Source organism: Streptomyces sp. 2114.4 (assembly GCF_900187385.1).
GTDB classification, from domain to species: domain Bacteria; phylum Actinomycetota; class Actinomycetes; order Streptomycetales; family Streptomycetaceae; genus Streptomyces; species Streptomyces mooreae.
The window spans coordinates 7,641,387-7,666,924 of record NZ_FYEY01000001.1 but is presented as its reverse complement, the minus strand read 5'-3'; the positions used below and the strand labels follow the sequence as shown (position 1 = coordinate 7,666,924).

Annotated in this window: 22 protein-coding genes; 11 read left to right on the top strand and 11 right to left on the bottom strand. The window is 71.7% G+C overall.

The features are described 5' to 3' along the window. Positions 1–56 precede the first annotated feature (56 nt). Positions 57–737: a GntR family transcriptional regulator gene (locus CFW40_RS33825; protein WP_088801539.1), complete on the bottom strand. Its 681-nt coding sequence runs from the start codon at positions 735–737 to the stop codon at positions 57–59. 744 nt (positions 738–1,481) lie between these two features. Between CFW40_RS33825 and CFW40_RS33820 the strand changes: the two genes are divergently transcribed. After that, complete coding sequence (locus tag CFW40_RS33820; RefSeq protein ID WP_088801538.1) at positions 1,482–2,219, top strand: transglycosylase family protein; 738 nt, start codon at positions 1,482–1,484, stop codon at positions 2,217–2,219. Between the two features lie 97 nt (positions 2,220–2,316). Here CFW40_RS33820 and CFW40_RS33815 read toward each other — a convergent pair whose 3' ends face one another. Continuing rightward, positions 2,317–2,754, bottom strand: a complete 438-nt coding sequence (locus CFW40_RS33815; protein ID WP_088801537.1) for a CBS domain-containing protein — start codon at positions 2,752–2,754, stop codon at positions 2,317–2,319. A gap of 192 nt (positions 2,755–2,946) precedes the next feature. Between CFW40_RS33815 and CFW40_RS33810 the strand changes: the two genes are divergently transcribed. Next, the gene (locus tag CFW40_RS33810) at positions 2,947–4,974 is read left to right on the top strand and encodes a M3 family metallopeptidase (RefSeq protein ID WP_088801536.1); all 2,028 of its coding nucleotides are present in this window, start codon (positions 2,947–2,949) and stop codon (positions 4,972–4,974) included. A 112-nt stretch (positions 4,975–5,086) separates the two neighbouring features. On the opposite strand, the gene CFW40_RS33805 is transcribed toward CFW40_RS33810, so the two are convergent. After that, positions 5,087–5,704, bottom strand: coding sequence for a maleylpyruvate isomerase family mycothiol-dependent enzyme (locus tag CFW40_RS33805; RefSeq protein ID WP_088801535.1), 618 nt, complete (start codon positions 5,702–5,704; stop codon positions 5,087–5,089). 116 nt (positions 5,705–5,820) lie between these two features. Here CFW40_RS33805 and CFW40_RS33800 point away from each other — a divergent pair, with 116 nt between their 5' ends. Beyond that, positions 5,821–6,822: a LysR family transcriptional regulator gene (locus CFW40_RS33800; RefSeq protein WP_088801534.1), complete on the top strand. Its 1,002-nt coding sequence runs from the start codon at positions 5,821–5,823 to the stop codon at positions 6,820–6,822. On the opposite strand, the gene CFW40_RS33795 is transcribed toward CFW40_RS33800, so the two are convergent. From CFW40_RS33795 to CFW40_RS33785, 3 genes are all read right to left on the bottom strand, one after another. After that, positions 6,801–8,261, bottom strand: a complete 1,461-nt coding sequence (locus CFW40_RS33795) for an SDR family NAD(P)-dependent oxidoreductase (RefSeq protein WP_088801533.1) — start codon at positions 8,259–8,261, stop codon at positions 6,801–6,803. The two genes, CFW40_RS33800 and CFW40_RS33795, sit on opposite strands and share 22 nt — an antisense overlap. A 306-nt stretch (positions 8,262–8,567) precedes the next feature. Then, positions 8,568–11,195 (bottom strand): MFS transporter, encoded by a 2,628-nt coding sequence (locus tag CFW40_RS33790; protein ID WP_088801532.1) that lies wholly within the window; start codon positions 11,193–11,195, stop codon positions 8,568–8,570. After that, positions 11,192–11,743, bottom strand: a complete 552-nt coding sequence (locus tag CFW40_RS33785) for a MarR family winged helix-turn-helix transcriptional regulator (protein ID WP_088801531.1) — start codon at positions 11,741–11,743, stop codon at positions 11,192–11,194. The genes CFW40_RS33790 and CFW40_RS33785 overlap by 4 nt, the downstream gene beginning before the upstream one ends. Before the next feature lie 75 nt (positions 11,744–11,818). Here CFW40_RS33785 and CFW40_RS33780 point away from each other — a divergent pair, with 75 nt between their 5' ends. Further along, entirely contained in the window at positions 11,819–12,028 is a 210-nt protein-coding gene (locus CFW40_RS33780; RefSeq protein WP_176956295.1) for a hypothetical protein, read from the top strand. Positions 12,029–12,135: 107 nt separating this feature from the next. Here the strand turns inward: CFW40_RS33780 and CFW40_RS33775 are convergent, their stop codons facing one another. Both CFW40_RS33775 and CFW40_RS33770 read right to left on the bottom strand, forming a co-directional pair. Continuing rightward, positions 12,136–13,512, bottom strand: coding sequence for a nucleotidyl transferase AbiEii/AbiGii toxin family protein (locus CFW40_RS33775; protein WP_088801530.1), 1,377 nt, complete (start codon positions 13,510–13,512; stop codon positions 12,136–12,138). Further along, positions 13,509–14,147 carry a hypothetical protein gene (locus tag CFW40_RS33770; protein ID WP_176956296.1) on the bottom strand — a complete coding sequence of 213 codons (639 nt, stop codon included), beginning with the start codon at positions 14,145–14,147 and terminating at the stop codon, positions 13,509–13,511. The genes CFW40_RS33775 and CFW40_RS33770 overlap by 4 nt, the downstream gene beginning before the upstream one ends. 204 nt (positions 14,148–14,351) lie before the next feature. On the opposite strand from CFW40_RS33770, the gene CFW40_RS33765 reads away from it, so the two are divergent. After that, a complete protein-coding gene (locus tag CFW40_RS33765) occupies positions 14,352–15,347 on the top strand; it encodes a D-cysteine desulfhydrase family protein (RefSeq protein ID WP_088801529.1) in 996 nt (331 codons plus the stop codon). Positions 15,348–15,612: 265 nt separating this feature from the next. On the opposite strand, the gene CFW40_RS33760 is transcribed toward CFW40_RS33765, so the two are convergent. After that, positions 15,613–16,524, bottom strand: a complete 912-nt coding sequence (locus CFW40_RS33760) for a DMT family transporter (protein ID WP_088801528.1) — start codon at positions 16,522–16,524, stop codon at positions 15,613–15,615. Positions 16,525–17,144: 620 nt separating this feature from the next. Here CFW40_RS33760 and CFW40_RS33755 point away from each other — a divergent pair. The 5 genes from CFW40_RS33755 to CFW40_RS33735 all read left to right on the top strand — a co-directional run bounded on the left by CFW40_RS33755 (position 17,145) and on the right by CFW40_RS33735 (position 23,174). After that, positions 17,145–18,296, top strand: coding sequence for a PP2C family protein-serine/threonine phosphatase (locus CFW40_RS33755; RefSeq protein ID WP_088801527.1), 1,152 nt, complete (start codon positions 17,145–17,147; stop codon positions 18,294–18,296). Positions 18,297–18,593: 297 nt separating this feature from the next. After that, positions 18,594–18,779 carry a hypothetical protein gene (locus tag CFW40_RS33750; RefSeq protein WP_256331136.1) on the top strand — a complete coding sequence of 62 codons (186 nt, stop codon included), beginning with the start codon at positions 18,594–18,596 and terminating at the stop codon, positions 18,777–18,779. A 235-nt stretch (positions 18,780–19,014) separates the two neighbouring features. Further along, positions 19,015–19,305 (top strand): hypothetical protein, encoded by a 291-nt coding sequence (locus CFW40_RS33745; RefSeq protein WP_088801525.1) that lies wholly within the window; start codon positions 19,015–19,017, stop codon positions 19,303–19,305. 688 nt (positions 19,306–19,993) lie between these two features. Then, complete coding sequence (locus CFW40_RS33740; protein WP_088801524.1) at positions 19,994–21,811, top strand: M4 family metallopeptidase; 1,818 nt, start codon at positions 19,994–19,996, stop codon at positions 21,809–21,811. Between the two features lie 133 nt (positions 21,812–21,944). After that, positions 21,945–23,174 carry an MFS transporter gene (locus CFW40_RS33735; protein ID WP_088801523.1) on the top strand — a complete coding sequence of 410 codons (1,230 nt, stop codon included), beginning with the start codon at positions 21,945–21,947 and terminating at the stop codon, positions 23,172–23,174. A 34-nt stretch (positions 23,175–23,208) separates the two neighbouring features. Here the strand turns inward: CFW40_RS33735 and CFW40_RS33730 are convergent, their stop codons facing one another. Further along, the gene (locus CFW40_RS33730) at positions 23,209–24,456 is read right to left on the bottom strand and encodes a cytochrome P450 (RefSeq protein WP_088801522.1); all 1,248 of its coding nucleotides are present in this window, start codon (positions 24,454–24,456) and stop codon (positions 23,209–23,211) included. 279 nt (positions 24,457–24,735) lie between these two features. On the opposite strand from CFW40_RS33730, the gene CFW40_RS33725 reads away from it, so the two are divergent. Beyond that, the gene (locus CFW40_RS33725; RefSeq protein WP_088801521.1) at positions 24,736–25,134 is read left to right on the top strand and encodes a hypothetical protein; all 399 of its coding nucleotides are present in this window, start codon (positions 24,736–24,738) and stop codon (positions 25,132–25,134) included. Between the two features lie 100 nt (positions 25,135–25,234). Here the strand turns inward: CFW40_RS33725 and CFW40_RS33720 are convergent, their stop codons facing one another. Continuing rightward, on the bottom strand, positions 25,235–25,453 hold the full coding sequence (locus tag CFW40_RS33720; protein ID WP_088801520.1) for a hypothetical protein: 219 nt from the start codon (positions 25,451–25,453) through the stop codon (positions 25,235–25,237). Positions 25,454–25,538 lie beyond the last annotated feature (85 nt).

Here is a 25,538-nt window from a genome sequence, read left to right as displayed (position 1 = left end):
GGGGGTCATCGGGTCGGAGTCATCGGACGGGGACCATCGGGTGGGTCCGGGCTCGTTCAGGTGCAGCGGGCCGCGCGCACGATGTCGACGACCTGGCACTCCGAGTCGTCGAGGTAGCGGGCGAGCGCGGCGGCCGCTTCGGTGCGCCGACCGGCGCGGAGCAGATCGCACAGCTCACGGTCGCGTGGCACCCATTGGCGCTGAAAACCCGGTTCATGCGGCACCTCGGCGAAGGCCAGGCGCAGTTGGGCGACGGTCGTACGGAAGAAGCGGTTGAGCCGTGCGCTGCCGAGCAGGTGCACCACGTCCCGGTGGAAGTCCAGCGAATGCGTGGCCGTGCGATCCCACCGGCCGGCCGCCGCGGCCTCTTCTGCGGCTGACACATACCGGTCGAGTCCGTCGAGCGCCGCCTGTGGGGCGGTGAAGCTCTGCTCCACGGCCCGGAGTTCCAGGGCCCGGCGGGTGGCGTAGATGTCATGGACGTCCTCGACATCGAGGCTTTTGACCGCGGCGCCCTTGTAGAGCTGGTGGACGGCGAGACCTTCGTGCACCAGCAGCCGTACGGCCTCGCGCAGGGTGTTGCGCGAGACGCCGCACTCACCGGCGAGAGCAGCATCGCGCAGGGGGTGACCCGGCGTGAGCACACCGGTCGTGATCCGGTCGCGCAACCGGTCGGCGACCGCCTCGGCGGCGAGATGCGGGGGTGCCGCACCCGTCTCGTTCGTTTCATCAGCCACAGAACGAAGCTACCTCAGGATTGTTCAGCAATGTGGGCGATCAAGAGATCCACATGGGTCAACCGCATACCCACGACGGCGAGTATGCGCAGCTCATCACCGTCTTACGTCACACTGGGCGCCACACAAACACTCCGCCCTCTGACGAGATCGTTCAAGCATTTCCGGCCACATCGCCGTCGCCGCCCCCTTCTCTCGTCACCCCCTTCCTTCGGCGTCCGCCCCCGCCGGTCTCCGCTTCCCCTGCCGGCACCCGTCCGCGCCGCCGGGCCCCGGCAGGGTCGATCCACCTCGCCGTGCCCGTGGGCAAGGCGCCGTTGCACCAGGGCGGAACGGACCGTTGCGCCGCCACAAGCCCGTGCGCGGTGCATGCGGACCTGCGCAGCGCGTGCATCGAGTGCGCCGGTCGCGCTCGGCGGACACCCCCCGGGCCGGGCAGGCGATCACCGGCCGCGGGGGTGTGATGCGCCCACGGTCAGCCGGGTGCGCCCCTGCCCGTCTGAACAGGTGCGCACGGTCCAAGCACGGCCGCGCCACGGCGGCAAGGGTGCAGGCCGGGCCGCGGCGGCGCTACCGCGCGCTCTGCCGGGGCGAACTCGGGCCGTGGTTGTCTCTTCCCCGTCAAATTCATGGCGCGGCACGGAAATCGCGGTTCGAGCACCATTCGAACGCGTACGCCGCATACGCGCCAGGATTCCTGAATGACCGCCAGGCAACTGCGCGGCGAGCGACGGGAGTAAGGGCATGGAATTTCCGCAGGCAGCAAAAGCGCCTGCCCGGAGTGAATTCCGGGGCTATGGTGTCCGGGGCATCACGGCGGCCGCGGTCCTGCTCGCAGCCGGCGCGCTGAACCTGGCGTCCGGGCAGCCCGCCGAGGCCCGCTCCGGCGGTGCCTGGGACCGCCTGGCCGGGTGCGAGAGCGGAGGCAACTGGCGTATCGACACGGGCAACGGGTTCTCCGGCGGGCTGCAGCTCGCCCACTCCACCTGGCACTCCTTCGGCGGCGGCGCCTACGCGACCCGGGCGGCGCGGGCGACCCGGTCCCAGCAGATCCAGGTGGCCCAGAGGGTACTGGCCCGTCAGGGCTGGGGCGCCTGGCCGGCCTGCTCGGCCTCGCTGGGACTCAACTCGGCCGACGCACACCGCACTGCGCGAAGTACCCCGGTGCGCCCCGCACCACAACAGCAGGCAGACCCGTCGGCCCGGGCACGGGCCCGCCATCCCCAGCACCGTCATTCACAGCCCCGCCATTCACAGCCCCGCCCCGCCGAGTCCCATGAGAAGCGATACAAGGTGGGCCGCCATCGGAGTACCGGCGGCTCGGTCGTCGTCAACTCCGGCGACACGCTGAGCGGTATCGCGTACGCACACGGCCTGGGATGGCGGGAATTCTACCGGCTGAACCGACAGGTCATCGGCGCGAACCCGCATCTGATTTTCCCCGGCACACGGCTCGCCGTACCACACTCCGGCGCCCACTGAGCGGGTAACGGAATATTCGGAATTCCCCTGGCCAGCGGGCCGGGGGAATTCCGCCAATTACCCTTTCTTTCACGCCACGGCGGTGCGGGCGGAGCAGTCAGCCCGCGGTCGCGTACACGCGGTTGGCGAACTCCGCGATCTCCGCGTCGCTGAGGTTCTTGGCGAGGTTCGCCTCGGTGATCATTCCCACCAGTTGGTGGCCGCCTTTGACGTCGATCACCGGCAGGCGCTTGATGTGGTGGTCCTCCATGCTCCGCAGGACCTCTGAGGCGTCCGCATCGGCGTCGATCCAGTGCAGCTCGCCGCTCATGGAACCGGCCTGCACCGTCGCCGGGTCGACACCTTCGGCACAACAGGTGACGACGATGTCGCGATCGGTGATCATGCCCGTGAGCCTGTTGTTGTCACCGCAGATGGGCAGGCAGCCGACCTTCAGGTCCCGCATCATCTTCGCCGCATCCATCAGCGATTCGTGTGCACCCACACAGCGCGCTCCGCCGGACATGATGTCGCGGGCTCGCAGCTTGCTGGCCATGATTCCTCCTGACTCAGGAGTGTTGGTTGCCCCGCTTCGATCACACCACGGATGGCCCCACGACGCTTCCCGGGACGGGATCCGGGCGCCGCCGCGCGGACACGTTCGGGGTGACAACTACCCGCGCACGCAAGCGCCGTCGTGGGACGAGTGCGGGACCGGACGTCACCCGCGGGCGTAGTGTCAGCCTCTGTGACGACGTCGAATCCTTTCTTCGAGCCGAGTGATCTCCCCTACGCGCTACCTCCTTTCGCGCGGATCCGGAACGATCACTTTCTTCCTGCCTTTACCCGCGGCATAGCCGATCAGCTGGACGAGATCGCGGCGATCGGTGCCTGCGCCGAACCGGCGACCTTCGAGAACACCGTGGAGGCGCTGGAGCGCAGCGGCGCGCTGCTGGGCCGGGTGAGCAGTGTCTTCTTCAACAAGGCGGCGGCGGATACCGACGAGGAGATCCAGGCGATCGAGGTCGAGATCGCTCCCCGGCTGGCCGCCCATGACGATGCGCTGCTGCTCGACTCCGCGCTGTTCGCCCGGCTGGACACGCTCTTCGGGCAACGCGAGCGGTCCGGATGGGACACCGAGCAGGTGCGGCTGCTGGAGCGCCACCACGCCAACCGGGTCCGGGCCGGTGCCCGGCTCGCCCCGGAACAGCAGCAGCACCTGCGCGAGCTGAATGCCGAGATCGCCGCCCGGTGCACCGAGTTCGGGCAGAACCTCCGGGCGGCCACCGCGGACGCCGCGCTCGTGCTGGACCGTGCCGAGGAGCTGGCCGGTCTGCCCGAGGACCAGATCGCGGCCGCCGCCGCGAACGCCCGGGCACTGGGGCACGAGGGCAAGTACGTGCTCAGCCTGAAGAACTTCTCCCAGCAGACCGAGCTCGCCGCGCTGGACGACCCTGCGCTGCGCGAGCGGCTGTTGGCCGCGTCCCTCGGGCGCGGCAGCGACACCAACGGACCGGTCGCCGTCGCGCTGGCCACCTTGCGTGCCGAGCGCGCCGCCCTGCTCGGCTACCCCAGCCATGCCGCCTGGGAGGTCGCGGACCGCACCGCCGGCACCACGGACGCCGTCGAGGAACTGCTCGGCCGGCTGGTCGCCCCCGCCACCGCCAATGCCGAGCGGGAGGGCGCGGCCCTGGCCGAGGCGGCCGGCGTGGCCACGATTCGCGCGGCGGACTGGCAGTACTACTCGGAGCGGGTGCGCAGGGAGCGGTTCGCGCTCGACGCGTCGGTCCTGCGGCCCTATCTGGAGCTGGAGACCGTACTGCACGACGGTGTCTTCCATGCCGCCGAGCTGGTCTACGGGATCAGCTTCACCCCGCGCCCCGACCTGGTGTCGTACCACCCGGACGCCCGTATCTACGAGGTGCACGACACCGACGGCAGCCCGCTCGGGCTGTACATCGGCGATTTCCACGCCCGCGAGTCCAAGCGGGGCGGCGCCTGGATGAACGCCCTCGTCCCGCAGTCCCGGCTGCTCGGCCAGAAGCCGGTCGTGGTCAACAACCTGAATGTCGCCAAGCCTCCGGCGGGCGAGCCGGTGCTGCTGACCTGGAGCGAGGTCAACACGCTGTTCCACGAGTTCGGGCATGCGCTGCACGGCCTGTTCTCCGATGTGCGCTATCCGCTGCTGTCCGGCACCGAGGTGCCGCGTGACTTCGTCGAGTTCCCCTCGCAGGTCAACGAAGTGTGGGCGGACTGGCCGGAGGTGCTGTCCCACTACGCCCGGCACCACGTCACCGGCGAGCCGATGCCGGCCGAACTGCCGGCCCGGCTGCGCGAGGCGGAGAACTTCGGCGCGGGCTTCCGGATGGTGGAGCACCAGGCCGCCGCAGTGCTGGACTGGGCCTGGCACTCCCTCTCCCCCGGCGAGGCACCGGCCGCCGACGAGGCCGAGGCCTTCGAGGCGGCCGCGCTGGAGCGTTACGGGCTGTCGGTGTCCGCGATCCCGCCGCGCTATCGCACCGGCTACTTCGCCCATATCTTCAGCGGCGGCTACGCGGCCGGGTACTACGGCTACCGCTGGGCGGAAGTGCTGGACGCCGACACCGTGCGCTGGTTCCGCGAGAACGGGAAGACGATCCGCGAGAGCGGTGAGATCTTCCGCCGGGAACTCCTCGGCAAGGGCGGCAGCGTCGACCCGCTCGGGGCGTTCCGTGCGGTGGTCGGCCGGGACCCGGACCTCGCGCCGCTGCTGGCGCGCCACGGGCTGGAGGGCTGATCCGGGCAGGCCGCGCGGGCGCCGGGGCCGGTGATGCGGGACCGGCGGTCGCCGGGTGGCGGCAAGGGCCCGAAGACAGGTCCTGGAGCCGCCGCCGGGCCGCCGGCCGGACTCAGCCGGCGGCGTACCGGTGCTGCCGCTCCCCGTGGAGGCGGCCGGGCGGGAGCTTGCGGCCGAACGCGACCAGCAGCAGGTCCTGGGCGGCGCCGGTCAGCGGTGTGCCGGTGCCGAAGGACCAGTCGAGGTCGTCGGCGCGAAGCTCGACACCGCTGAGGTCGGCCCCGAAGAACCTGGCGGACCTGGGGGTGACCTTCTCCAGGAGGAGGCGTACCCGGTCTTCGGGAACGCGGCGGCCGAGACCGAGGGCGACCGTGATGTCCAGGCCGTGGACCACGTCGTGCCCCAGCGCCGACGCGAGGCCGCCTACCGGCGGTGTCCAGGGGTGATGTGCGTGGTCCCGCAGGAAGCCGGCGAGTTCACCCGTGGTGGCGGCCTCCGCGTCCCTGCGGGCGCACCGGTCGGCCATCCGGTGGATGCTGCCGCGGGAGCGGACGAGTTCGGCGGCCACCTTGGGGAGCGAGTAGCGGAACCCCATCGACATATGGGCCGCGACCTCGCGTACCCGCCACCCCACGCACAGTGTCGGCGCCGCCCACTGCTCGGCCGTCAGCCCGTCCAACAGGTCGGCCAGTTCCCGGCGTTCGGCCGCGATCGCCGCTTCGATGCTCATCCGGCTGCTCCTCCCCCATGAGGGTTCCTCTCGTGAACTGCCTCCGGCTTCCAGGATCTTGTGCGCTCGTCCATAAGTCCAAGAGCTGGCTCTACTCCTCTCTAGAATCAGCAGTTATGGAACTTCGGCAGCTGCAGTACTTCGTCGCGGTGGTGGAGGAGGCCGGCTTCACCCGTGCGGCTGCCCGGCTGCATCTGGCGCAGCCCGGGGTGAGCGCCCAGATCCGGCAGCTCGAAAGGGAGTTGGGGCAGCCGCTCCTGGACCGCTCCGGCCGTACGGTGACCACGACGGAGGTGGGCCGGGCCGTCCTCACCCATGCGCGGGCGGCGCTCGCCGCCGTGGAGGAGATACGGCAGACCGTGGACGAGTTCAGCGGGCTGCTGCGCGGTCGCGTCCGGGTCGGCCTGATCTCCGGCGCCGGTACCCGAAGATTCGATCTGGCGTCGCTGCTGGCCGATTTCCACGATGCGCATCCGCAGGTCGAGATCTCCCTCACCGAGGAGACGGCGGAGCGGATGCTCGCGGCACTGCTCGGCGGTGCACTCGACATCGCCGTGACCGGGCTGGCGGACGAGCAGCCACCGGCCGGCATCTCCTACCGGCTCGTGATCGACGACCCCCTGGTCGCCGCCGTCGCGCCGGGCGACCCCCTCCTGACGGCGCACGCCGGCCGTACGAGCGTGCCGCTGACCGCGCTCCGCGAGCGCCCGCTGATCAGCCTGCCGCGCGGCACCGGTCTGCGCGGGGTGCTCGAACGCGCCTGTGCACAGGCCGGATTCCGGCCCCGCGTCGCCTTCGAGGCGTCCGTCCTGCCGGTGCTGGCGCGGCTGGCGGCCCGTGGCCTCGGCGTGGCCGTCCTCCCGGCGCTGCCGGCACACGAGGCGTCCGCCGCCGGGCTGCGGACGCTGGAGATCACCGGGCCGCGGCTGCGCGGCCGGATCGCCCTGGCCTGGCGGACGGAGGGCCCCGCCGGCCCTGCGGCCAGAGCCCTGCTGGGACGGCTGCGGACCGCCCTTCCCGAACCGGAAAGCCGCGAGGAGCCGCCGGCCCCGCCGCGGACCGGGGACGCCCGGCCCGCGGCGGACGGCGGTCCGGGTCACCAGGCCGCGGGCGCGTAGTCCTTCAGGAAGCAGCCGAACAGGTCCTCGCCCGCCTCACCGCGGACGATCGGGTCGTACACCCGGGCCGCGCCGTCGACCAGGTCGAGGGGGGCGTGGAAGCCCTCTTCGGCCAGGCGCATCTTGTCGGGGTGCGGGCGCTCATCGGTGATCCAGCCGGTGTCCACGGCCGTCATGAGGATGCCGTCGGTCTCCAGCATCTCCCGGGCGCTGGTGCGGGTGAGCATGTTCAGCGCCGCCTTGGCCATATTGGTGTGCGGATGGCCGGCGCCCTTGTAGCCGCGGCTGAACTGGCCTTCCATCGCCGAGACGTTCACCACGTACTTACGGCGTGCGGGGGCCGCCGCCATCGCCGGGCGCAGCTTGCTCACCAGCAGGAAGGGCGCGGTCATATTGCACAGCTGGACTTCCAGCAGCTCGACGGGGTCGACCTCGTCCACCTTCTGGATCCAGGTGTTGGTCGGGTGCAGATCCGGTACGAGGCCGCCGGCGTCGATCGCGGTGCCCGCCTCGATGCGGGCGGGGGTGGCGGAGCCCGTGGTCAGGGCGAGGGAGGTGATGTCCTCGGCACTCAGCGCGCCGGCGGTGGCGGAGGCGGCGGTGAGGGCGGCGGGCGCGCCGCTGCCGAAGTGGCCGAGGACGACGGAGGCGGGCAGCTCCCCGGCGGGCAGCGGGGCGGACTCGGCGGTGATCAGCTGTCCGTACGCCTCGGGAGAGCGGCGGACGGTCTGGGCGGCGTTGTTGATCAGAATGTCGAGGGGGCCCTCGGCGCTCACCGTGTCGGCGAGCGCGATGACCTGGGCCGGGTCGCGGAGATCGATGCCGACGATCTTCAGCCGGTGCAGCCACTCCGCACTGTCCGGCATCGCCTTGAAGCGGCGGATGGCGTCGTTCGGGAAGCGGGTGGTGACGGTGGTGTGGGCGCCGTCGCGCAGCAGGCGGAGGGCGATGTACATGCCGATCTTGGCCCGGCCGCCGGTGAGCAGTGCGCGCCGGCCGGTGAGGTCCGTGCGGGCGTCGCGGCGGGACCGGTTCTCCTTGGCGCACGGCGGACAGAGCTGGTGGTAGAACGCGTCGACCTCGACGTAGCGCGACTTACAGGTGTAGCAGGACCTGGGGCGCTGCAGGATGCCGGCGATCTGGGTGGTCACGGAGCTGGTGAGGGCCAGGCCCTGGGTCTCGTCGTCGATCCGGTCGGGCGCGCCGGTGGCCGTGGACGCGGTCACCGCACGGTCGTTGGCGGTCTTTGCCGCCCGGCGTTCCTGCCGGCGACGCTGCTTGACCTTGCGATAGATCCCGGCGGTGGCGCGCCGTATCGCGATCGCGTCCGGGTGGTCGACGGGCAGCGCGTCGAGCTCTTCCAGCACGCTCAGGCAGACCGCCATCCGCTCCGAGTCGATACCCGTGCCATCGGCCCGGCCTGTTTCGGTCACCGTCATCGCCGCTGCCGCTTCCCTGGGATCGTGTGTTCTATTCACGCTTCGGCGGAACTTTACGTAGCGGGGGGCCGCGGCGCCAAACCCGGCAGGGGCGCTCGCGCTGGTGAGCGCCCCTGCCGCGGGGCAGCGGCAGGGGGCGCGGCGGCCGGTGAGCACCGCCCCGCCGCTCCGGGCCGGTCCACCAACACGGCCAAGGGACCCGGCGCTCCCCGCACCGGGCCCCTCACCCTTGCCGACTCCCCGCATCGACCGACGCCATCCCTACCGACGTCCGTCTCTGCCCACGTCCGTCTCTACCGGCGTCCGTCAGCTCGCCGGGTCGTGGTTCAGCTCGATGTCGAACGCGCCGTTCCCGTCCGCCCCCAGGTGCAGCGGGGTGGCGACCGGCGGATAGCCGGCGGCGATCAGGGTGTACTCGCCGCTGTCGAGGTCGGTGAAGACGTACTCACCGTCCTGACCGCTGGTGGCGCTGGCCACCACGTTGCCCGCCGGGTCCAGCAGGGTCACCCGGGCGTCGTCCACCGGGCCGCCGCGCACCGTACGGACGGTGCCACGGACCTGGGCGCCGAGCGTCAGCCGCACCTCGTACCAGTTGCGGTTGCCCGAGGTGACCTCCACCTGGAGGGCGGACGGGCGGTGCTGCTCGGCGCTGACGGCCAGGGTGTAGCTGCCCGGGGTCAGCTCACCGAACGCGAAGCCGCCGTCCTGGCCGGCCACGCCCGAGGCCACGACCTCGCCGCGTACGTCGGTGGCCACGACGAGTGCGCCGGGCACCGGTTCGTCGCCCTTCTCCTCGCGGACCTCGCCAAAGAGACCGGCCGCGCCGCTGAGGGTCAGGTCGAACGAGACGGGCTCGCCGCCCACCACCACGGTCACGGCCTGCGGCCGGCGGGCCCCGGCGGAGCCGATCAGTACGTAGGTGCCGGCGCCCGTCGTGGGCAGGGCGTAGCCGCCGTCGGCCGCGGTCGACGTCCGGCCGAGCTGGCGGCCGCCGACGCTGATCAGGGTGACCGCGGCCTGCGCCACCGGCCTGCCGTCCCCGTCCCGGACGGTTCCCCGGATCACCGGGCCGCTCGCGCCGGTTGCGCGGTCCGCGGAGCCCGAGGGGGCCGCGGCGAGGACCGGTACGGCGTCGGCGGCCGGGGCATCGGCCGGCGCCTGCGGATCGGCACCGCCGGTGTGGCCGGCCGCGTCCTCGGCGCCGTTCGCCGCACCGTCGACGGCGTCCCCCGCGCCCTTGGCGGTCTCCGCCTCGGCCTCGGCCAGCGCACGTGCCTGCAGACCGGAGATCTGCCGCAGCGGCATCTCCTTGATGAACCACATCAGCACGAAGGCCAGGGCGACGACGATCGCGCCCATCAGGAACACGGTGTGCATCGAGTCGGCGAAGCCGCGCTTGAACGGCTCGGCCAGCCGCGGATCGAGGTGCTGGATGAACGACGAATCGCTGAGCACGCCCGAGGAGTTGCCGTTGCCCGGGTGCTTGAGCATGTCCAGCACGGGCTTGTTGGCCGGGTCGCGCAGTACCGCGGGGTCGTGCAGTGCGGCCTGGAAACGCTCGGTGGACGCGGCGTCCTTGAACGCCGAGGAGATCTTGTCGCCGACCGTGCTGAACAGCACGGACAGGAAGATCGCGGTACCTGCCGTGGCGCCCATCTGCCGGAAGAAGGTGGACGAGGCGGTCGCCACGCCCATGTCCCGCGGCGGTACCGCGTTCTGCACGGCCAGCACCAGGGTCTGCATACAGCCGCCCAGGCCCAGGCCGAAGACCAGCATGTAGACCATGGTCTCCCACAGCGGGGTGTCCCACTGGACCCGGAAGTGGAAGAGCAGCATCGCCGCGATCATCAGCGCGGTGCCGATGATCGGGAAGATCTTGTAGCGGCCGGTCTTGGCGGTGATCTGGCCCGACGCGATGGAGGCGATGAACATGCCCGCCATCAGCGGCAGCATTTCCAGACCGGACTTGGTGGGGCTGGCGCCCTTCACGATCTGGAGGTACTGCGGGATCATCAGCATGCCGCCGAACATGCCCATACCGATCAGCACGGACAGCAGACTGGTCTTGCTGAAGGTGCCGTTGCGGAACAGCCGCATCGGGATCAGTGCGTCATCGCCGATCCGGCGCTCGACGAAGATCCAGGCGATGATGCCGACGATCCCGATGGCGTAACAGGCGAGCGACCGGGACGAGTCCCAGCCCCACTCCCGGCCCTGCTCCGCGACGAGCAGCAGCGGCACGACACCGACGGAGATGGTGAGCGCTCCCCACCAGTCGATGCGGTGATCGCGCCGGGTGTGCGGGATGTTGAGCACCTTCGCGACCACGAACAGCGCGATGATGCCGATGGGTACGTTGACCAGGAAGACCCAGCGCCAGCCGGTGATGCCCAGCAGCTGGTCCTGTCCGGCGAGCGCCCCGCCGATCAGCGGGCCGGCCACGCTGGAGGTGGCGAAGGTGCCCAGCATGTAGCCCTGGTACCGGGCGCGTTCGCGGGGCGGGACGATGTCACCGATGATCGCCAGCGCCAGCGACATCAGACCGCCGGCGCCCAGGCCCTGCACCGCCCGGAAGGCGGCGAGTTCGGTCATCGAGCTGGAGAACGTGCACAGCACCGAACCCGTGACGAAGATGCTGATCGCGGCCAGGTAGTACGGCTTGCGGCCGTACAGGTCGGACAGCTTGCCGTACAGCGGGGTGGCGATCGTCGAGGTGATCAGGTAGGCGGTGGTCGCCCAGGCCTGCTCGCTGAGGCCGTGCAGATCGTCGGCGATGGTCCGGATCGAGGTGCTGACGATGGTCTGGTCGAGCGCGGCCAGGAACATCCCCAGCATCAGGCCGCTGAGGATGGTGAGGATCTGACGGTGACTCAGGATTCCGGGTTCGGGTATCGCCTCGGCTCCCGCGGCGGGTGGGGAGGTGGCTGTGCTCATGTACGTATGTCTCCCTGCTCCACGGCGCCGCCCTGGTCTCCCCCGGGGCCCAGCCGTGTGTGTTGTCGTTCTGCCATGTCTTCGTTGAGACGGCCCAGCAGCCGGATCAGGTCGGCCCGGTCCTCGGGCGGCCACGGTTCGAGCAGCGCGGCCAGTTCGGCATCGCGCTGACGGCGGTAGTGCGCGAAGGCCGCGCGCCCCGCGTCGGTCGCCGCCAGCAAGGACCCTCGGCGGTCCTCCGGGTCGGGACGACGGGTCACCAGTCCCCGCTCGACCAGCGAGCGCACCTGGCGGCTGACGGTCGACAGATCGAGGAACGCGTCGGCGGCCAGATCGGTCGCCCGCTGGTCCCCGCCGACCACCAGCCTGGCCAGCAGCACCCGGTCGGCGGCGCCACCGTCGGTCTTGGCGCGCTGTTTCCACGCGGCGATCAGGCGCGAGAAGCGGACGATCTCCGTTCCCAGCCCGGCGGCCGCCTCGTCCAGCCCCGACGAGGCGGTGACCTGCACAGCAGCCCGGTCGCAGGCGTGGACCGTGCCCTTACTCATCGTCGTGATCCTTCGCGGTGAAGTGGTCGATCCGCTGAATACATTGCTTGTATCCAGCAAGCATAGCGGCTGGAAGTGAGTGCCGCGCACCACCCGGTACCGGGCCCCGCGCGCTACTTCCAGGTGCGCGGCCGGGGCGTCGAGACCACGACCGAAGGCGCGGTCGAGCACATCGAACAGCTCGCCCAGAAGTACCTCAACGCGCCCTACCCCTGGTACGGCGGCCGCGACGAGGAGCGGGTCCTCTTCGTCATCGCGCCGGAGAGCATCAGCGGAACGGGCTGAGCGCCTTCGGGCACGGCCCGGAGCACCGCCGCAGCGGCGCTCCGGGCTCCACCGGTCCCGGCGGGGAGGGGAGCCCGCTCAGTCCGAAGCGCCGGCCTCACCTCCGCTCAGTCCGAAGCCCCAAACTCGCCTCGGCTCAGCAGCCGCACCGCCTCGTCGGGGTCCTGGAGCAGCCACGCCCGCCGGGCCAGGGCCGGATGGTCCTTGCGGAAGTCCGCCACCACCGCGGCCGCGTCCCGCAGGGCACAGGTGTCGCGGCCGGACAGCTCCCGGGTGATCACGACCGTGTTCTCGAACGGTAGGTGCCGCTCCAGCAACAGGTTCTGCGCCGCGTCCATGCCCCGCTCGGCGAGGACACCCGCGCATTCCGCGGTGAGCGAGGCGAACCAGGCGACCCGTTGCTGGTAGGCGGCGGTTTCGCCACTGCCGTCGTCCATGGCGAAGGTCGGCTCCAGAGCCTTCACCAGGCGGTAGGCGTACCCGTACTCGACGCGCCGGTGCGGGGTCGTGAACGCGGCGTGGTCCGGGTACTCCTTGCGCAGCTCGAACCAGTCGGCTTCGATCCCGTGAAGAGTTTCCGGCAGCACCGGATGGCAGTCGTAGGTGCCGTCGTCCACTCCCCGGAACACCTCACGGAGCAGGGCGAACGGCAGCTCGGTGCACTCGGCGAGCAGAACGGCGTCGTAGAGGTCCTTGCCCTCGGGGTGCCTGTCGCTCACCAGCCAGAGCACCTTCCAGGCGAGGGAGAGCGCCTGGGTCGCCGCACCGACCACCACCGGGGCCGTGCCCTGCGGTCCGCGGATCCCGGCGGGCTCCGGGGGAACGGGCAGACGTTCGTTGAAGACGAAGTCGAGCTGCACGCTGCCCGACGGCACACCGTCGGCTTCGGCGGTCCACGGGATGACGAGCCGCCGGCCCGGCACCCGGTCGTACGACCAGATCTCGTCGCCGACCGCGGCGTGCGCGTGCAGGCGTACCGGACCGCCGCGGTGGGACAGTGCCTCGGCCGCGGCGGCGATGCCGTCCAGCATCCGGTCCGTACGATCGTCCGTGAGCTGCCAGGTCTCCGGCACCACGACGAAGTCAAGATCCCCTGGCTCACGCGCCGCGTCCCCGAACCACGACGTGAGCAGCATGCTGCCGCGGAGGACCAGATGACCGGCCCACGGAGAGTCGGCGAGGGCGGTCAGGACGTGGTGCAACGCATGGCGCCGTGCCTCGTACCAGCGCCCGCCGACCACCGCGTCCGTGAAGCTCGGCTCGCCCAGGCGCATCCCGAAGGCATGGTGGGTCGCGGCGGGGTCGAACACCGGGTGCTGCACCACACCGTCGTCCGGTACGGGAAGCAGCGTGGCCGGCAGGTCCATATCCGCCTGCGTCGCCTCGTCGGGCCGGGTCCGGGGCACGACGGCCGTGTCCTCCCACGGTCCGTACCGGAACGCCTGCCAGTGCGCCGCCGCGCCCGTCTCGTCGGTCCCCGTCATGGAGCCGCCCTCTCCCCCGTCATCACGCACTCCTCGTCCATCCAGCCCGCGTCGAGCGCGAGATTCCCGTCATGCACCACGAACTCCCGCTCCACGGCAGCGATGTGATGGCCCCCGGCCCGTAGCTGCCGCGAGAGCGCGTCCAGGCGCTGCCCGGCGTTCGCACGGCCCACCCCGCGGCACCGCTGTGTCACGAACCGCTCCACCCGGCCGTCGGGCCGCGCCCGCCGTGCGTTGCGCGAGAGGTGCGCGCCGTGCCCGACGACGAGGGCGAGCAGGGAGCCGACGGGAGCGGAGCGGGCCAGTACCAGCTTGAGGTGATGCTCGAAGTAGTAGCCGGGGCCGAGCGCCGCGGCCTCCTCGTCGGTGCCGGGTACGCCCGCGCTCCACGGCGTGGCCTCGATCTTCGTCCGCAGCACGTCGAACCCCGCGGCCCGCAGACCGTCCCCCTTCGCCGCGGCATCGGCCCTGACCTCCTCATACGTCCCGGCCCCGCGCAGCGTCAGCATCGGCTGTGACGGCACCTCCCCGTGGTCCAGCAGGATGTGGACGCTCTTCATGCGATGCGCCGCCGCATAGGCGGCCAGGCGTGCGGCCACCTCATGGTCCCCCTCGTCCCGGACGGTGAGATGCACCTCGAACTCCCCCGCAAAAACAGGCCTCCCGGCCGCTTCCGTCCGGCCTCCGGGCAGCACTGCCCCGCTACTCGTCCTCATCCCGAGATGATCACACAGCATCCGGCGACCGCACTCCGGCCGGCTGAGCGGGGCCGACGGCGGGTACGGCATGGCACTCTGGCCGGCGGACCGGCACCGCAGGGCAGACGGAAGGAACTAACGATGAGTGCGGACAGCGACACCCCGCGGCGGGCGACGCTCGCGACCTGGCCGACCCCGCTGGAGCCGGCGCCGCGGCTGGCCCGCGCGCTCGGCCTCGGGGCGGACGACCTCTGGATCAAGCGTGACGACCTCACCGGGCTCGGTGGCGGCGGTAACAAGGTCCGCAAACTGGAGTGGATCTGCGGTGCGGCGCTCGCCGAGGGCGCCACGACCCTGGTCACGACCGGCGCCGCCCAGAGCAACCACGCCCGGCTGACCGCGGCCGCCGGCGCGCGGCTCGGGCTCGATGTGGTGCTGGTGCTGGCCGGTGCGGCCGGCTCCTCGGCCTCCGGGAACCTGGTCCTCGACGGCCTCTTCGGGGCCACCGTCGTCTGGGCCGGGGAAGTAGGGGGCGCACAGCTCGCGGCCGCGACGGAGGAGGTGGCGGCGCGGCTCCGGGAGCGGGGAGCCGTCCCGGCGCTGATTCCGCTGGGCGGTTCCAGCCCGCTGGGCGCGTACGGCTATGCCGAGTGCGGGCGCGAACTCCTCGGGCAGGCCCCCGACCTGGACACCGTCGTCGTCGCCCTGGGCTCCGGAGGCACGATGGCCGGCCTGGTGGACACCCTCGGCCCCGGCAAGGTGCTGGGCGTCGACTGCGGCGCCGTGCGCGACCCTGCGGGCACCGTCACCGGCCTGGTCAGCGCGCTGTCCGGCACCGTCCACGCGCCGGAGACCCTGCGTCTGCGGCAGGACCAAGTCGGCTCCGGTTACGGCACGTTGACCGAGGAGTCAATGGATGCCCTGACGCTGGCGGGCCGTACGGAGGGCATCGCGCTCGACCCCGTCTACACCGGGCGTGCGCTGGCCGGACTGCGGGCGGCGGTGCGGGACGGAAGCGTGGCACCCGGGCGGCGCACCGTCCTGCTGCACTCCGGCGGCCTGCCCGGTCTGTTCGGCCACGGCGACGCCGTCGCCCGGTGCCAGCAAGCGCTCACGGTCCTTCCCGTCCACGGGTAAGCGTGGCGGGTCGCCAGGGCCTGTCTTCAAAGTCCCGCCGTTCGCCCGCAAGGCAGACGGGACTTTGAAGACAGGCCCGAGACGAGTCAGATCTCGGTGAAGGCGCCGGGCACGCCGAGCGTTCCCGCGGCGGGCGCTGCTGCGGATCGCCGGGGCGGTCGAGGAGCATGCCCGATGCCCTGGTGGCCGCCGAGGTCTCGGACACCGGCAAGCCGCCTGGGCGGTTCCGGACCGAGGAACTGCCCGCGGTCATCGACACCTTCCGCTACTTCGCCGTACCGGCGTCGCGGGCGGCGGCCGGTGGCGCCTCGTGGGCGCCTGTCAGGTCCTGGGCCAGGGCGACGCGGGAGAGCAGCACCGCGCCCCACAGGACCAGCCCCACGCCCAGCGCCTCGGGCAGCAGCCACCAGCCGGCCCGTACCCGTTCGTCGAACAGGGTGACGCCCAGCGACAGGCTCACCAGCGCGTCGCCGAGCGTGAGGACCGGCTGCGAGGCGGTCAGCGGGCCGGACTGCATGGCGTTCTCCAGGAGGAAGATGGCCAGTACGCCGGTGGCGGCGAAGCCGTAGGTCTGCCAGGTGGTGAAGAACGCGGCGGGTCCGCCGGTCTGCCAGGCGTGGGTGGCGTCCTTCAGCATGGCCGCGGTGAGGGCGTACCCGACCGCTGTCGCCCCGGCGAAGCAGGCGGCCCGTACGCCGCCCGCCCCGCGGCGGAGCGCGGCACCGACCGCCGTGGCGATCACCGCGGCGCAGACCACCAGGGCGGGCACCCAGCGGTCGAACGGGGCGTGGGTGGTGCCGAGGGTGGGCGCCGCGGCGGCGAGGGCGGATCCGAGCCCGACGACGAGCAGCCCCACACCGATCCAGCCGGTGCGGGGGATCCGTCCGCCCAGCAGGACCCGTCCGATGAGCAGCGCGAGGGGCAGTTCGAGGACGAAGAGGGGCTGCACCACCGACAGTGCGCCCTGCGACAGTGCCAGCGCCTGGAAGCAGGCCGCGGCGACGACCGCGAGCATCCCGCCGAGCCAGACGGCACGGTGCAGCAGGTCGACGAGCAGGCCGAGGCGCAGTCCGCTGGACAGCGGGACCGTTCGGGCGGCGCGCCGCTGCAGGACCGTGGCCAGCGCATTGCTGGCCGCCGCGAGCACGGCGAACACCACGGCCGGCCACGTGGTCACGGCCCACCTCCTCGTCGGCCGCCCGGACACCCGGCGGGGCCCGCGCCGGTGTCGGGCGGCGGCGGGGCGGCGCTGCACTGGGCCCCGACGCTATCCGGCGGCCGGCCGGGACCGCCCGGCGACACGGGCGCCGGGAGGCCGCATTCGCTGGGCCGGACGGATGGTTCCCGGCGGCCGGACGGCCACACCCCCGGGGGCCGGGCGGCCGCATCCCCGGGGGCCGGGCGGCCGCATCCCTGCCGGTGCCGCCACGGCCCTGGCGGCCGGCGCCCCCGAGCTCGCCGTGTCCGCTGCGCTCCGCGCTCCGCGACGGGCACGCGGATGTGCGCAAGGCCGGGGTTCTCGCGCTGCGTGCGCACTCCGGCCGCAACGACGCCCACCGGGCCTGGGCCACGGTCGCGGACGACCCGGACGCCGATGTCCGCGCAGCGCCCGGCTCGCCTCGAAGGAGTGACACGCGTTCGGGCCGCCCCACAAGGCCGGTGGCCGGAGGCTGCGGGCGTAGCGGGGCCGGCCGGGCGAGCCACGACCCTCGCCCGACCACCGGAGCACGCTGTATAAATCTCCCCGAACCAGGCATATTCCTGCTACCCGACATGGACGGCTGGTCAGGACTCCCTATGTCCCCTTTCTCTCCGCGATGGCCCCGATACGTCCAGTTCGCTCCGAGCGTCCTGGTCGCCGGAGGGCTTACCTGGGACGCGTTCTCACCGGCGGACTACTGGGGCGACCCGATGCTGACGGCCGCCAGCGTCACGGCCGGCGCGCTGCTCTCCCTGCGGCACACCCTGGCGATCGGTGCCGCCATCGTCGTGGGCGTCTTCGCGCTGACGGTGAAGGACGGCACCGCCGACAACCTCGAAGGCCATCTGGAGCTCGTCAACACCCTCTTCGCCGCACTCATGGGCGTCGGGGTCAATCGGGTGATCGCCCGTCACGGACGCCATCTGGATATCGTCCGTTCGGTGGCGGAGGCGGCCCAGCGTGCCGTACTGCCCGCCCCGCCGGAACGCATCGGCCGGCTGGCCATCGCCGCCCGTTACCAGGCCGCGCAGAGCGAGGCCCGGATCGGCGGCGACGCCTACGCCGTCCAGCGCACCCCGTTCGGCGTACGGCTGATGATCGCCGATGTGCGGGGCAAGGGACTCGGGGCGGTGAGCGCAGTATCGGTGCTGCTGGGTGCGTTCCGTGAGGCCGCCGAGCAGGAGCTGGACCTGAGGGCGCTGGCCGACCGGATGGAGCACGCACTGCTGCGGGAGAGCGAGCACACCTCGGAGGAGAACCGGCTCGAAGGCTTCATCACGGCCCTGATCTGCGAAGTCCTCCCGGGGGCGGCAGGGCTGCGCCTGCTGAACTGCGGCCACCCTGCGCCCTACCTCTGCCACGACGACGAGGTGCGCGCACTGGAGGTCGACGATCCCGGCCTTCCCCTGGGGATGGGCGCCCTGGGCGCGGCACGGACCGACCCCACCGACTGGCCGTTCCCGGCGGGCAGCACACTGCTGCTGATCACCGACGGCGTGACGGAGGCCAGAGACCACGCCGGAACGTTCTACGACCCCGCGACGCAGCTGGCGGACCACGGCCCGTTCCGGGGACCCCGGGAATTGATCGACCGCTTGGCGGCGGATGTCGAGCACTGGACCGGCGGGCCGCGCGACGACGATATGGCGGTCCTCGCGATCACCCGCCAGGTACCGGGCCGCGGGAGGCCCGCACCGGGGGAAGCAGCACCGAACACTGAGACGCGTTCGCAGACGCGACCGGCGTAAGGAAACCCCGCATCGCCGCCGCCCGGCCCGTCAGCCCAGGCAGCTCGTCCTTGGGCCGGCGGACCACCACAAAGCCCGCCGTCCAGCGGGAGTTCGGCGACCGCCCGGCCTCCGCGTCCGCCCCCGCCCGCAGGCCCCCCTTGATTCATCCCGTGGCTCTTCCCGTGACCCTTTCCGTGACTCTTTGCGAATTTTCTCGTGTGCTGCCGAGAATCCGGTGAGTGGGATGAGAAGATCAGTCAGAGCATCAGCATCCGCACCGAGCGCTCCGTCGCTCCCGCGCAGATCGGAGTTGATGTGTCCGACAACAGATCAACCCTGCTGAGTCAGCGCTCCGCCGTCATCTTCCTGCTCGGCGCCCTCACCGCTATCGGCGCCGGTGTGCTCACCTTCTTCAACGGCGGCACCCCGGCTTCCGCCACTCTCGTCGGCGGCGCCGCCTTCGGGGCCGCCGTCACCTTTTTCCATACGGTCATCGACTGAATTCCCGTCGCGGCATCGGCACTCCCCGGCCCGGCGGCGCCCTGGGTGCCCGCGCGTACGACCCACCGGAAGCGCGGGCCCACCGGGCCAGGCGCCGCAAGGCAGGCGGGACTTTGAAGACAGGCCCTAGCGGAATCCGTGCCGCCGCATGCGGTGCGCTCCCGCACCTCAAGTGCCAAACTTGAGTCACCGCGCCCGGCCGCCGGCCGGGGCCCTTGTCGCCGAGGGGACCACCATGACCTGGGCATCTTGGACCACTGTCGGGATTCACGCCCTACCCGGCGCGGTTCGCACCGCGGAGATCGGCGTGATCAACGGCGACCTGACCATCCATACGACCTGGTCGGACGATCTGGCTCATGTAGCTGTGCAATACACCGGAGCCACGGACTGGTACACCATGGCCGGCAGCCCCGTCCCGTGCCATTCCGAAGAAGCCAGCCGCGCCTTCCACCAGGCCGTCGTCGAAGCCGCCCGCGGCGGAGAGCGAGCCGAGGCCTCCCTGGAGGAACTTTTCCACCGGTAGCCCGCCACGGCCCGGACGGCCAGCACGGCCCGAACGATCAACGCGGCCCCACGGGTCGGCGCGGCCGCTCCGGCCGGCGCGACCCCACCGGTGAGCGCGGGAGCACTCTGATCACCGGCATCCGCAGGGTGTCCGGCGGCCGACGCCATACGCCCCCCGGCACCACCTCGACGGCCGCCGTGTCTCCCACATAACCGACCGACGGCCTTCTGCTCGCCGCCCCGGGTCTCCCGGCGCCTCCCCGCGCCGCCACCTCCTCAGCACCCCACCCCTGCCCCGGCCCCGGCCCGGCCCCGACCCCGGCCCCACGCTGCCGCGCATCGACGCGCCTTCCCGCGAAGGCCACCCCGGACAGGCCGGACAGGCCGGACAGGCCGGACAGGCCGGACAGGGCAAGCGACGCCGAATCGCCGACAATTCACAGTTCGGCGCGGCTCCCGAGCAACCAAGTGGCGCCACTCCATGTCTCTCCCCATGGAGCACTGTTGGTCATCTTCTGGCCATCTAAAGTTCGCCCTTTGTTAAATCTCGCACATAAATCTCGCATTCTGATCATTTTGCTTTACATGCTCATGCCAGACATACCAGGGTTTGCGCGGGGCCCCACGGCCCCCGTGGTGCACAACAGCACCGCGCGTACGGGCGGTTGGCCAGCCGACCGCCCCCGCAGCGCTAAGGACCCACAGCAGTGCGTAGACCCCACATACGCGGGCACCGTCTGGCCATCGCCGTCGCCGTGACAACGGCCGCCACCCTCACCGCGGGGGCGGCGGGCAGCGCCTTCGCCGGCCCCGCGGCCTCGCCGGCCGCTTCCCCCTCCGCTTCAACTCCCGCTCCCCAGAAGGCCGTGGAAGCGGCCCGCGCCGCCGCGTACGCCCACGCCTCGGCCACCGGAGTCGGCAAGAAGGACACTCTCAAGGTCACGGACACGCTCATCGATCCGGACGGGCGAGCGCATGTCCGCTTCGTCCGCACGCACCGCGGGCTGCCGGTGCTCGGTGGTGACCTCGTCATCCACCTGACCGCCAAGTCGGCGTACGAGAGCGTGACCCGGGCCTACCGTCACCAGGTCGATGTGCCCGACGCGCACCCGAAGCTGTCGGCCGGTCAGGCCAGGACGAAGGCCGCCGCCGTGGCGAAGGGCCGCGCCGGTGAGCCCGAACTGGTCGTGGACGCCCGCGCGAACCGGACCACGCTGGCCTACCGGGTGCAGGTGGCCGACAGCCGCACCTCCGAGGCCGGCGGCGCCCGTACGCTCGTCCTCGACGCGGCCTCCGGTGCGGTGCTCAGCAACACCGCGGCCGACGACTCCTTCCTCTCCCCCGCCGTCCAGGCCAAGTTGCGTGCGCGGGGCGAACGGCTCAGCCCCGCCACCGGCCTGGGTTCCACCGCCCCGGGCGCCCCGGCCGCCACGGAAAAGGCGGCCGGGAGCGCCGGCTTCCCCTCCGCGGCCACCGGCTCCGGCGCCTCCCTCTTCGTCGGCAAGGTGCCGCTGTCCACCACCCGGACCGCGCAGAAGTCCTTCACCCTCAAGGACCCCACCCGCGGGAACACCGAGACCCGGGACGCCGGCAACAAGGAGGCGAAGAAGGTCACCGACGGCAAGGCGTTCACCAGCACCACCAACCGCTGGGGCAACGGCACCACGAACGACCGGACCACCGCCGCCGTCGACGCCCAGTACGGCGTCACCAGCACCCTGGACTTCTACAAGAAGACCTTCGGCCGTAACGGCATCAAGAACGACGGCCGCGGGGCACACGCCCTGGTGCACTTCGGCCAGAAGGTGGGCAACGCCTACTGGAACCCGGACTGCGGCTGCATGCTCTACGGCGACGGCGACGGCAAGACGTTCACCAAGCCCTTGGTCGTACTGGACGTCACCGGCCATGAGCTCACCCACGGTGTCGTCGAGGCAACGGCCAACCTGCAGCCCACCCGCACCGACGAGGAGGGGAACGCGTTCGGCGAGCCCGGTGCCCTCAACGAGTCGCTGGCGGACATCTTCGGCAGCGCGGTCGAGTTCTCGGCCAACAACCCGAAGAACCCGCCGAACTACCTGCTGGGCGAGAAGCTGGGCCTCGACCAGAAGTTCCTGCGCCGCCTGGACAAGCCGTCCCTCGACAAGCTCGAGAGCACGGTCGACTACTGGTCGAAGGCGTCCTACGACACGGAGGTGCACGGCGGTTCCGGTGTCTCCTCGCACGCCTACTACCTTCTCGCCGAGGGCAGCGGCAAGAAGACGATCGGTGGCGTCGCCTACGACTCCGCCACCTACAAGGGCTCGAAGGTGACCGGCATCGGCCGGAACAAGGCGACGGCGATCTTCTACCGGGCGCTCACCCGGTACATGGTCTCCACGACCGACTTCCATGACGCCCGGACCGCGACGCTGCACGCGGCCAAGGACCTGTACGGCGCCGGGAGCACCGAGTACAAGACGGTGGACAAGGCCTGGGCCGCCGTCAACGTCACGGCGGCCAACGCGCCCACCGCCCAGCACTGACCGTCCGGGTCAGGTGCACTGTGGTGCCCCCGCCGCACGCGGGGGCACCATGTGCGTGCCGCCCACAGCCCGGCCCGCGGGTCCTTGCCGCGGTTCTCGACGCCTCGGCGGGCGGGCGCCTACGTTGGGGACCATGATCAGCGATCGCACGGGCGGCCCCCGGCGGCTCGGCTATCCGGTAGCGGCGGGCGTGTTCGCGATCGGCATGGCCGGGACGACGCTCCCCACCCCGCTGTACGGGCTCTACCGCGAGCAGCTGGGATTCTCCGAACTGATGGTGACCGTGGTCTTCGCGGTGTACGCCCTCGGTGTGATCACGGTGCTCCTCCTCGCGGGCCACCTCTCCGACGAGGTGGGTCGGCGCCCGGTGTTGTTCTGTGCCCTGGGGCTGTCGGCGGCGAGCGCCCTGTGCTTCATCTTCGAGGGCGGGCTGCCGATGCTGCTGCTGGGGCGGGTGCTGTCCGGGTTTGCCGCGGGGCTGTTCAGCGGCGCCGCCACGGCGTGTGTGCTGGAGCTCGCGAGGCCGGGCCAGGAGGCGCGGGCGGGATTCGCCGCCACCGCAGCGAACATGGGCGGTCTCGGCTGCGGCCCGTTGCTGTCGGGCCTGCTGGCCCAGTACGCACCGTGGCCGTTGACCCTGCCCTTTCTGGCGCACCTGGCGCTGGTGGCCGTGGCCGCCGCGGCGACCTGGCTCCTGCCGGAGACCGTCGGGCCTCCGCACCGCCCGCGGAGACTGCGTCCCCAGGGCCTTCGGCTGCCGCCCGAAGTGCGGGGCGTCTTCACCCCGTCGGCCGTCGCCGCCTTCGCCGGTTTCTCCCTCCTGGGCCTGTTCACCGCGGTCGCACCGAGCTTCGTCGGCCAGACCCTGGGCGTCCACAATCTGGCCGTTGCCGGGCTCATCGTCTTCACGGTGTTCCTGGGATCGACGGCCGGCCAGTCCCTCACGGAACGGATCGGTGTGCGCAGGGCCCTGCCGGGCGGCTGCCTGGTGCTGGTGGCGGGGCTCGTGCTCGTCGCCACCTCGCTGGCCGTGACCTCACTGCCGCTGCTGGTCATCGGTGCGGTGTGCGGCGGTATGGGCCAGGGCCTGGCGTTCCGCGCCGGCCTGACCGCCGTGGGCCGCGCGGCACCGCCCGAGCACCGGGGCGGCACCATCTCGGCCTTCTTCCTCGTTGCCTACCTCGGCATCTCCCTGCCGGTCGTCGGCGTCGGAGCGCTCACGCTGGCGCTCGGCCTGCGCGGCGCGGGCCTGGCCTTCTCCGCCTGCGACATCGCGCTCGCCGTCACCGTCGGCCTCTACGTACTGCGCAGGCCGCTGACGGCCGCCGACCGGCCTGTCCCCCCTCTGCCCCGGGGGCGTTGAGGAAATCGTGGGGGATCCGTGGGAGACGTGCGCCTCAGGCAGTACCGGCAGACCGTGCCGCGCCTACGCCCGGCCGGAGCCGCACCCGGAGCCGCGCCGGCCCCCGGGTGAACACTCCCTCGTCGGCGGGCGCGGTGTCCTCCGCGAAACTCATGGCGGGGAATGCGTCGAGCAACTGGTTGACGCCGACCTCGATCTCGGTCTTGGCCAGGAGGGCGCCTACGCAGAAGTGCCGGCCCAGGGAGAAGGCCACATGGTCGGCGGCGGCGCTGAAGGCCGTGGCGGTGGTCAGATCGGTGCGGAAGAGGTCGAAGGCGGCGGGCCGTGCGTAGCGGCGCTCATCGCGGTTCGCGGAACCGATGAGACAGGTGACCGTGGCGCCCGCGGGGACCGTGCCACCGCTGAGGGTGACCTCGGCAGCGGGCTGACGCATGATCATCTGGACCGGCGGGGTGTAGCGCAGGGTCTCGGCGAAGGCCGCGGGAATGAGCGACCGGTCGGCGCGTACGGCCGCGAACTGGTCGGGGTGGGCCAGCAGGTTACGGAACAGGGCGGCGAGGACCTTGTCCGTGGTTTCGCCGCCGGCAGCCAGCAGCAGGCTGACGAACGAGGTGATGTCCTGATCGTTCATCCGGGTGCCCTCGACCTCCGCGGTGCAGAGGCCGGAGAGCAGGTCGTCGCGGGGTGCGGCACGCCGTTCGGCCAGGATCGGCCGTAGGTAGGCGGCAAGCTCCTCACCGGCGCGCCGGCCGGCGGCCGCGATCCCGGGGTCCTGGGCCAGGTTGGACACGAAGCCGACGACCGATGCGTACCAGCCGTGGAAGCGGTCGTGGTCGGCCCGGTCCAGACCGAGCATGTCGACGATCACGTTGATCGGGAAGCGGGTGGCGAACCGCCCCACCAGATCGGCCTCCGCGTCGTCGCGGAATGCGTCGATCAGTTCCCTCGCGTTGCGCTCGATGACCGGCAGGAACTTCTCCCGCAGCTCCCGGCCGCGGAAGGCGGGGGCCACCAGGGCGCGGCGCACGGCGTGCTCACGACCGCTCATCTGGGGAAGGGTCCGGCCACCGTGCGCCGGTTCGAGCTGCCACTCGTAGTTGTCGGTGGTGAACACCGGCTCACGGAAGGCCCGTGCCACGTCCTCGTACCGCGAGAGCAGATAGCTGTCGGTTCCCTTGTCGTGGAACAGCGGGTGGTGCTCACGCAGGATGCGGTACGCGGGATAGGGGTCCGCCGCGAACTCCGGTGACAGGATGTCGGGCGGCTGCGGGAGAGTGCTCATCACGCGTCCTCCGCTTCCCTGGACGGATCGGCCCCCGCGCGGTGGGGCCCGGCCGACTGGTGACGCTAGGGCACTGCCTCGGGCTCGTCCAGAGCGCTTCGTTGAGCGAAGGGGCGGGGCGCCGGAATGCACGGCGGGGCCGGTCACCACTCGGATGGGCGGTCGCCTTCACTCTTCTGCCTTCCACGGCACGCTCTTCCGGCCGCAGCCGGAAACGCTGGGATCCGGCACATCCTCGATCCAGCAGCCTCCCTGCCGAGGCGGAGAAGTGAGCACCGCATGACCGCACCACCCGCCCCGGGCCCGCTGGGCCGTCTTTGCCGTGGGCATCTCCCCGTCGCTCTCCTCGCCGCTCTGCTCGTCGCGGTGTGCGCCACCTTCGGGTCGGCTCCGGCCTCGGCCGTGGGCCGTGCCGCCAGACCGGTCGCGAAGCCCGCCGAGGCGGCGACGGGGACCAAGCCCCTGGTGTTCATGGGCTTCGGCACGATGGCAGGTCTGACCCTGCTGGCCGGCGCGGGGCTGGTCGCGAGCGTCCGCAGACGGCGGGCAACAGCACCCGGGCCGACCGCTGTTGAGGGACCCGAGAGCAGCCATCTCCCGGCCCCCGCGGCCATGTCTCGCACACCGGTGAACGGCAGGAAAGGACCGGCCCTCAAACGGTTCGACGTCCCCGGCTGACACGGACTCCGGGCCGGCGAGCAGCCCGGGCATACAGCCGGTGCCGACCGAAGAGGACCCCTGGTCCTCTCGGCCGGCACCGGCTGGACAGCGCTCTGGATTACCGCTGGTAGCCGCCGCCCCAGCCGCCCTTCTCGCAGCCCTCGCTGAAGACCGGGCCGACGTGGTGGAGGACGGCCGCGGAGAGCCAGCAGGAGGCGTAGTGACCGTGGTGGTTGTGGTGGTGGCGGTCCTTGCCGTGAGCCAGGGCGGCGCTCGCACCGCCCATGACGATAGTGGTGGCCAGGGCGCTGGCTGCGATCGCGGCACGGATGCGCATATGTGCTCCTCAGGAGGATCAAAGGGGTATATCGACCTTTTCAGGAATCACCTTCACAGAACCTCCCAAAACCTTGCTCATCATT

What these genes read in the sequence shown, in the direction of transcription:
- CFW40_RS33820 (WP_088801538.1), top strand. Translation starts at nt 1,482, where the DNA reads ATGGAATTTCCGCAGGCAGCAAAAGCGCCTGCCCGGAGTGAATTCCGG.
- CFW40_RS33815 (WP_088801537.1), bottom strand. Translation starts at nt 2,754, where the DNA reads ATGGCCAGCAAGCTGCGAGCCCGCGACATCATGTCCGGCGGAGCGCGC.
- CFW40_RS33805 (WP_088801535.1), bottom strand. Translation starts at nt 5,704, where the DNA reads ATGAGCATCGAAGCGGCGATCGCGGCCGAACGCCGGGAACTGGCCGAC.
- CFW40_RS33800 (WP_088801534.1), top strand. Translation starts at nt 5,821, where the DNA reads ATGGAACTTCGGCAGCTGCAGTACTTCGTCGCGGTGGTGGAGGAGGCC.
- CFW40_RS33795 (WP_088801533.1), bottom strand. Translation starts at nt 8,261, where the DNA reads ATGACGGTGACCGAAACAGGCCGGGCCGATGGCACGGGTATCGACTCG.
- CFW40_RS33790 (WP_088801532.1), bottom strand. Translation starts at nt 11,195, where the DNA reads ATGAGCACAGCCACCTCCCCACCCGCCGCGGGAGCCGAGGCGATACCC.
- CFW40_RS33785 (WP_088801531.1), bottom strand. Translation starts at nt 11,743, where the DNA reads ATGAGTAAGGGCACGGTCCACGCCTGCGACCGGGCTGCTGTGCAGGTC.
- CFW40_RS33775 (WP_088801530.1), bottom strand. Translation starts at nt 13,512, where the DNA reads ATGACGGGGACCGACGAGACGGGCGCGGCGGCGCACTGGCAGGCGTTC.
- CFW40_RS33765 (WP_088801529.1), top strand. Translation starts at nt 14,352, where the DNA reads ATGAGTGCGGACAGCGACACCCCGCGGCGGGCGACGCTCGCGACCTGG.
- CFW40_RS33755 (WP_088801527.1), top strand. Translation starts at nt 17,145, where the DNA reads ATGTCCCCTTTCTCTCCGCGATGGCCCCGATACGTCCAGTTCGCTCCG.
- CFW40_RS33745 (WP_088801525.1), top strand. Translation starts at nt 19,015, where the DNA reads ATGACCTGGGCATCTTGGACCACTGTCGGGATTCACGCCCTACCCGGC.
- CFW40_RS33735 (WP_088801523.1), top strand. Translation starts at nt 21,945, where the DNA reads ATGATCAGCGATCGCACGGGCGGCCCCCGGCGGCTCGGCTATCCGGTA.
- CFW40_RS33730 (WP_088801522.1), bottom strand. Translation starts at nt 24,456, where the DNA reads ATGAGCACTCTCCCGCAGCCGCCCGACATCCTGTCACCGGAGTTCGCG.
- CFW40_RS33725 (WP_088801521.1), top strand. Translation starts at nt 24,736, where the DNA reads ATGACCGCACCACCCGCCCCGGGCCCGCTGGGCCGTCTTTGCCGTGGG.
- CFW40_RS33720 (WP_088801520.1), bottom strand. Translation starts at nt 25,453, where the DNA reads ATGCGCATCCGTGCCGCGATCGCAGCCAGCGCCCTGGCCACCACTATC.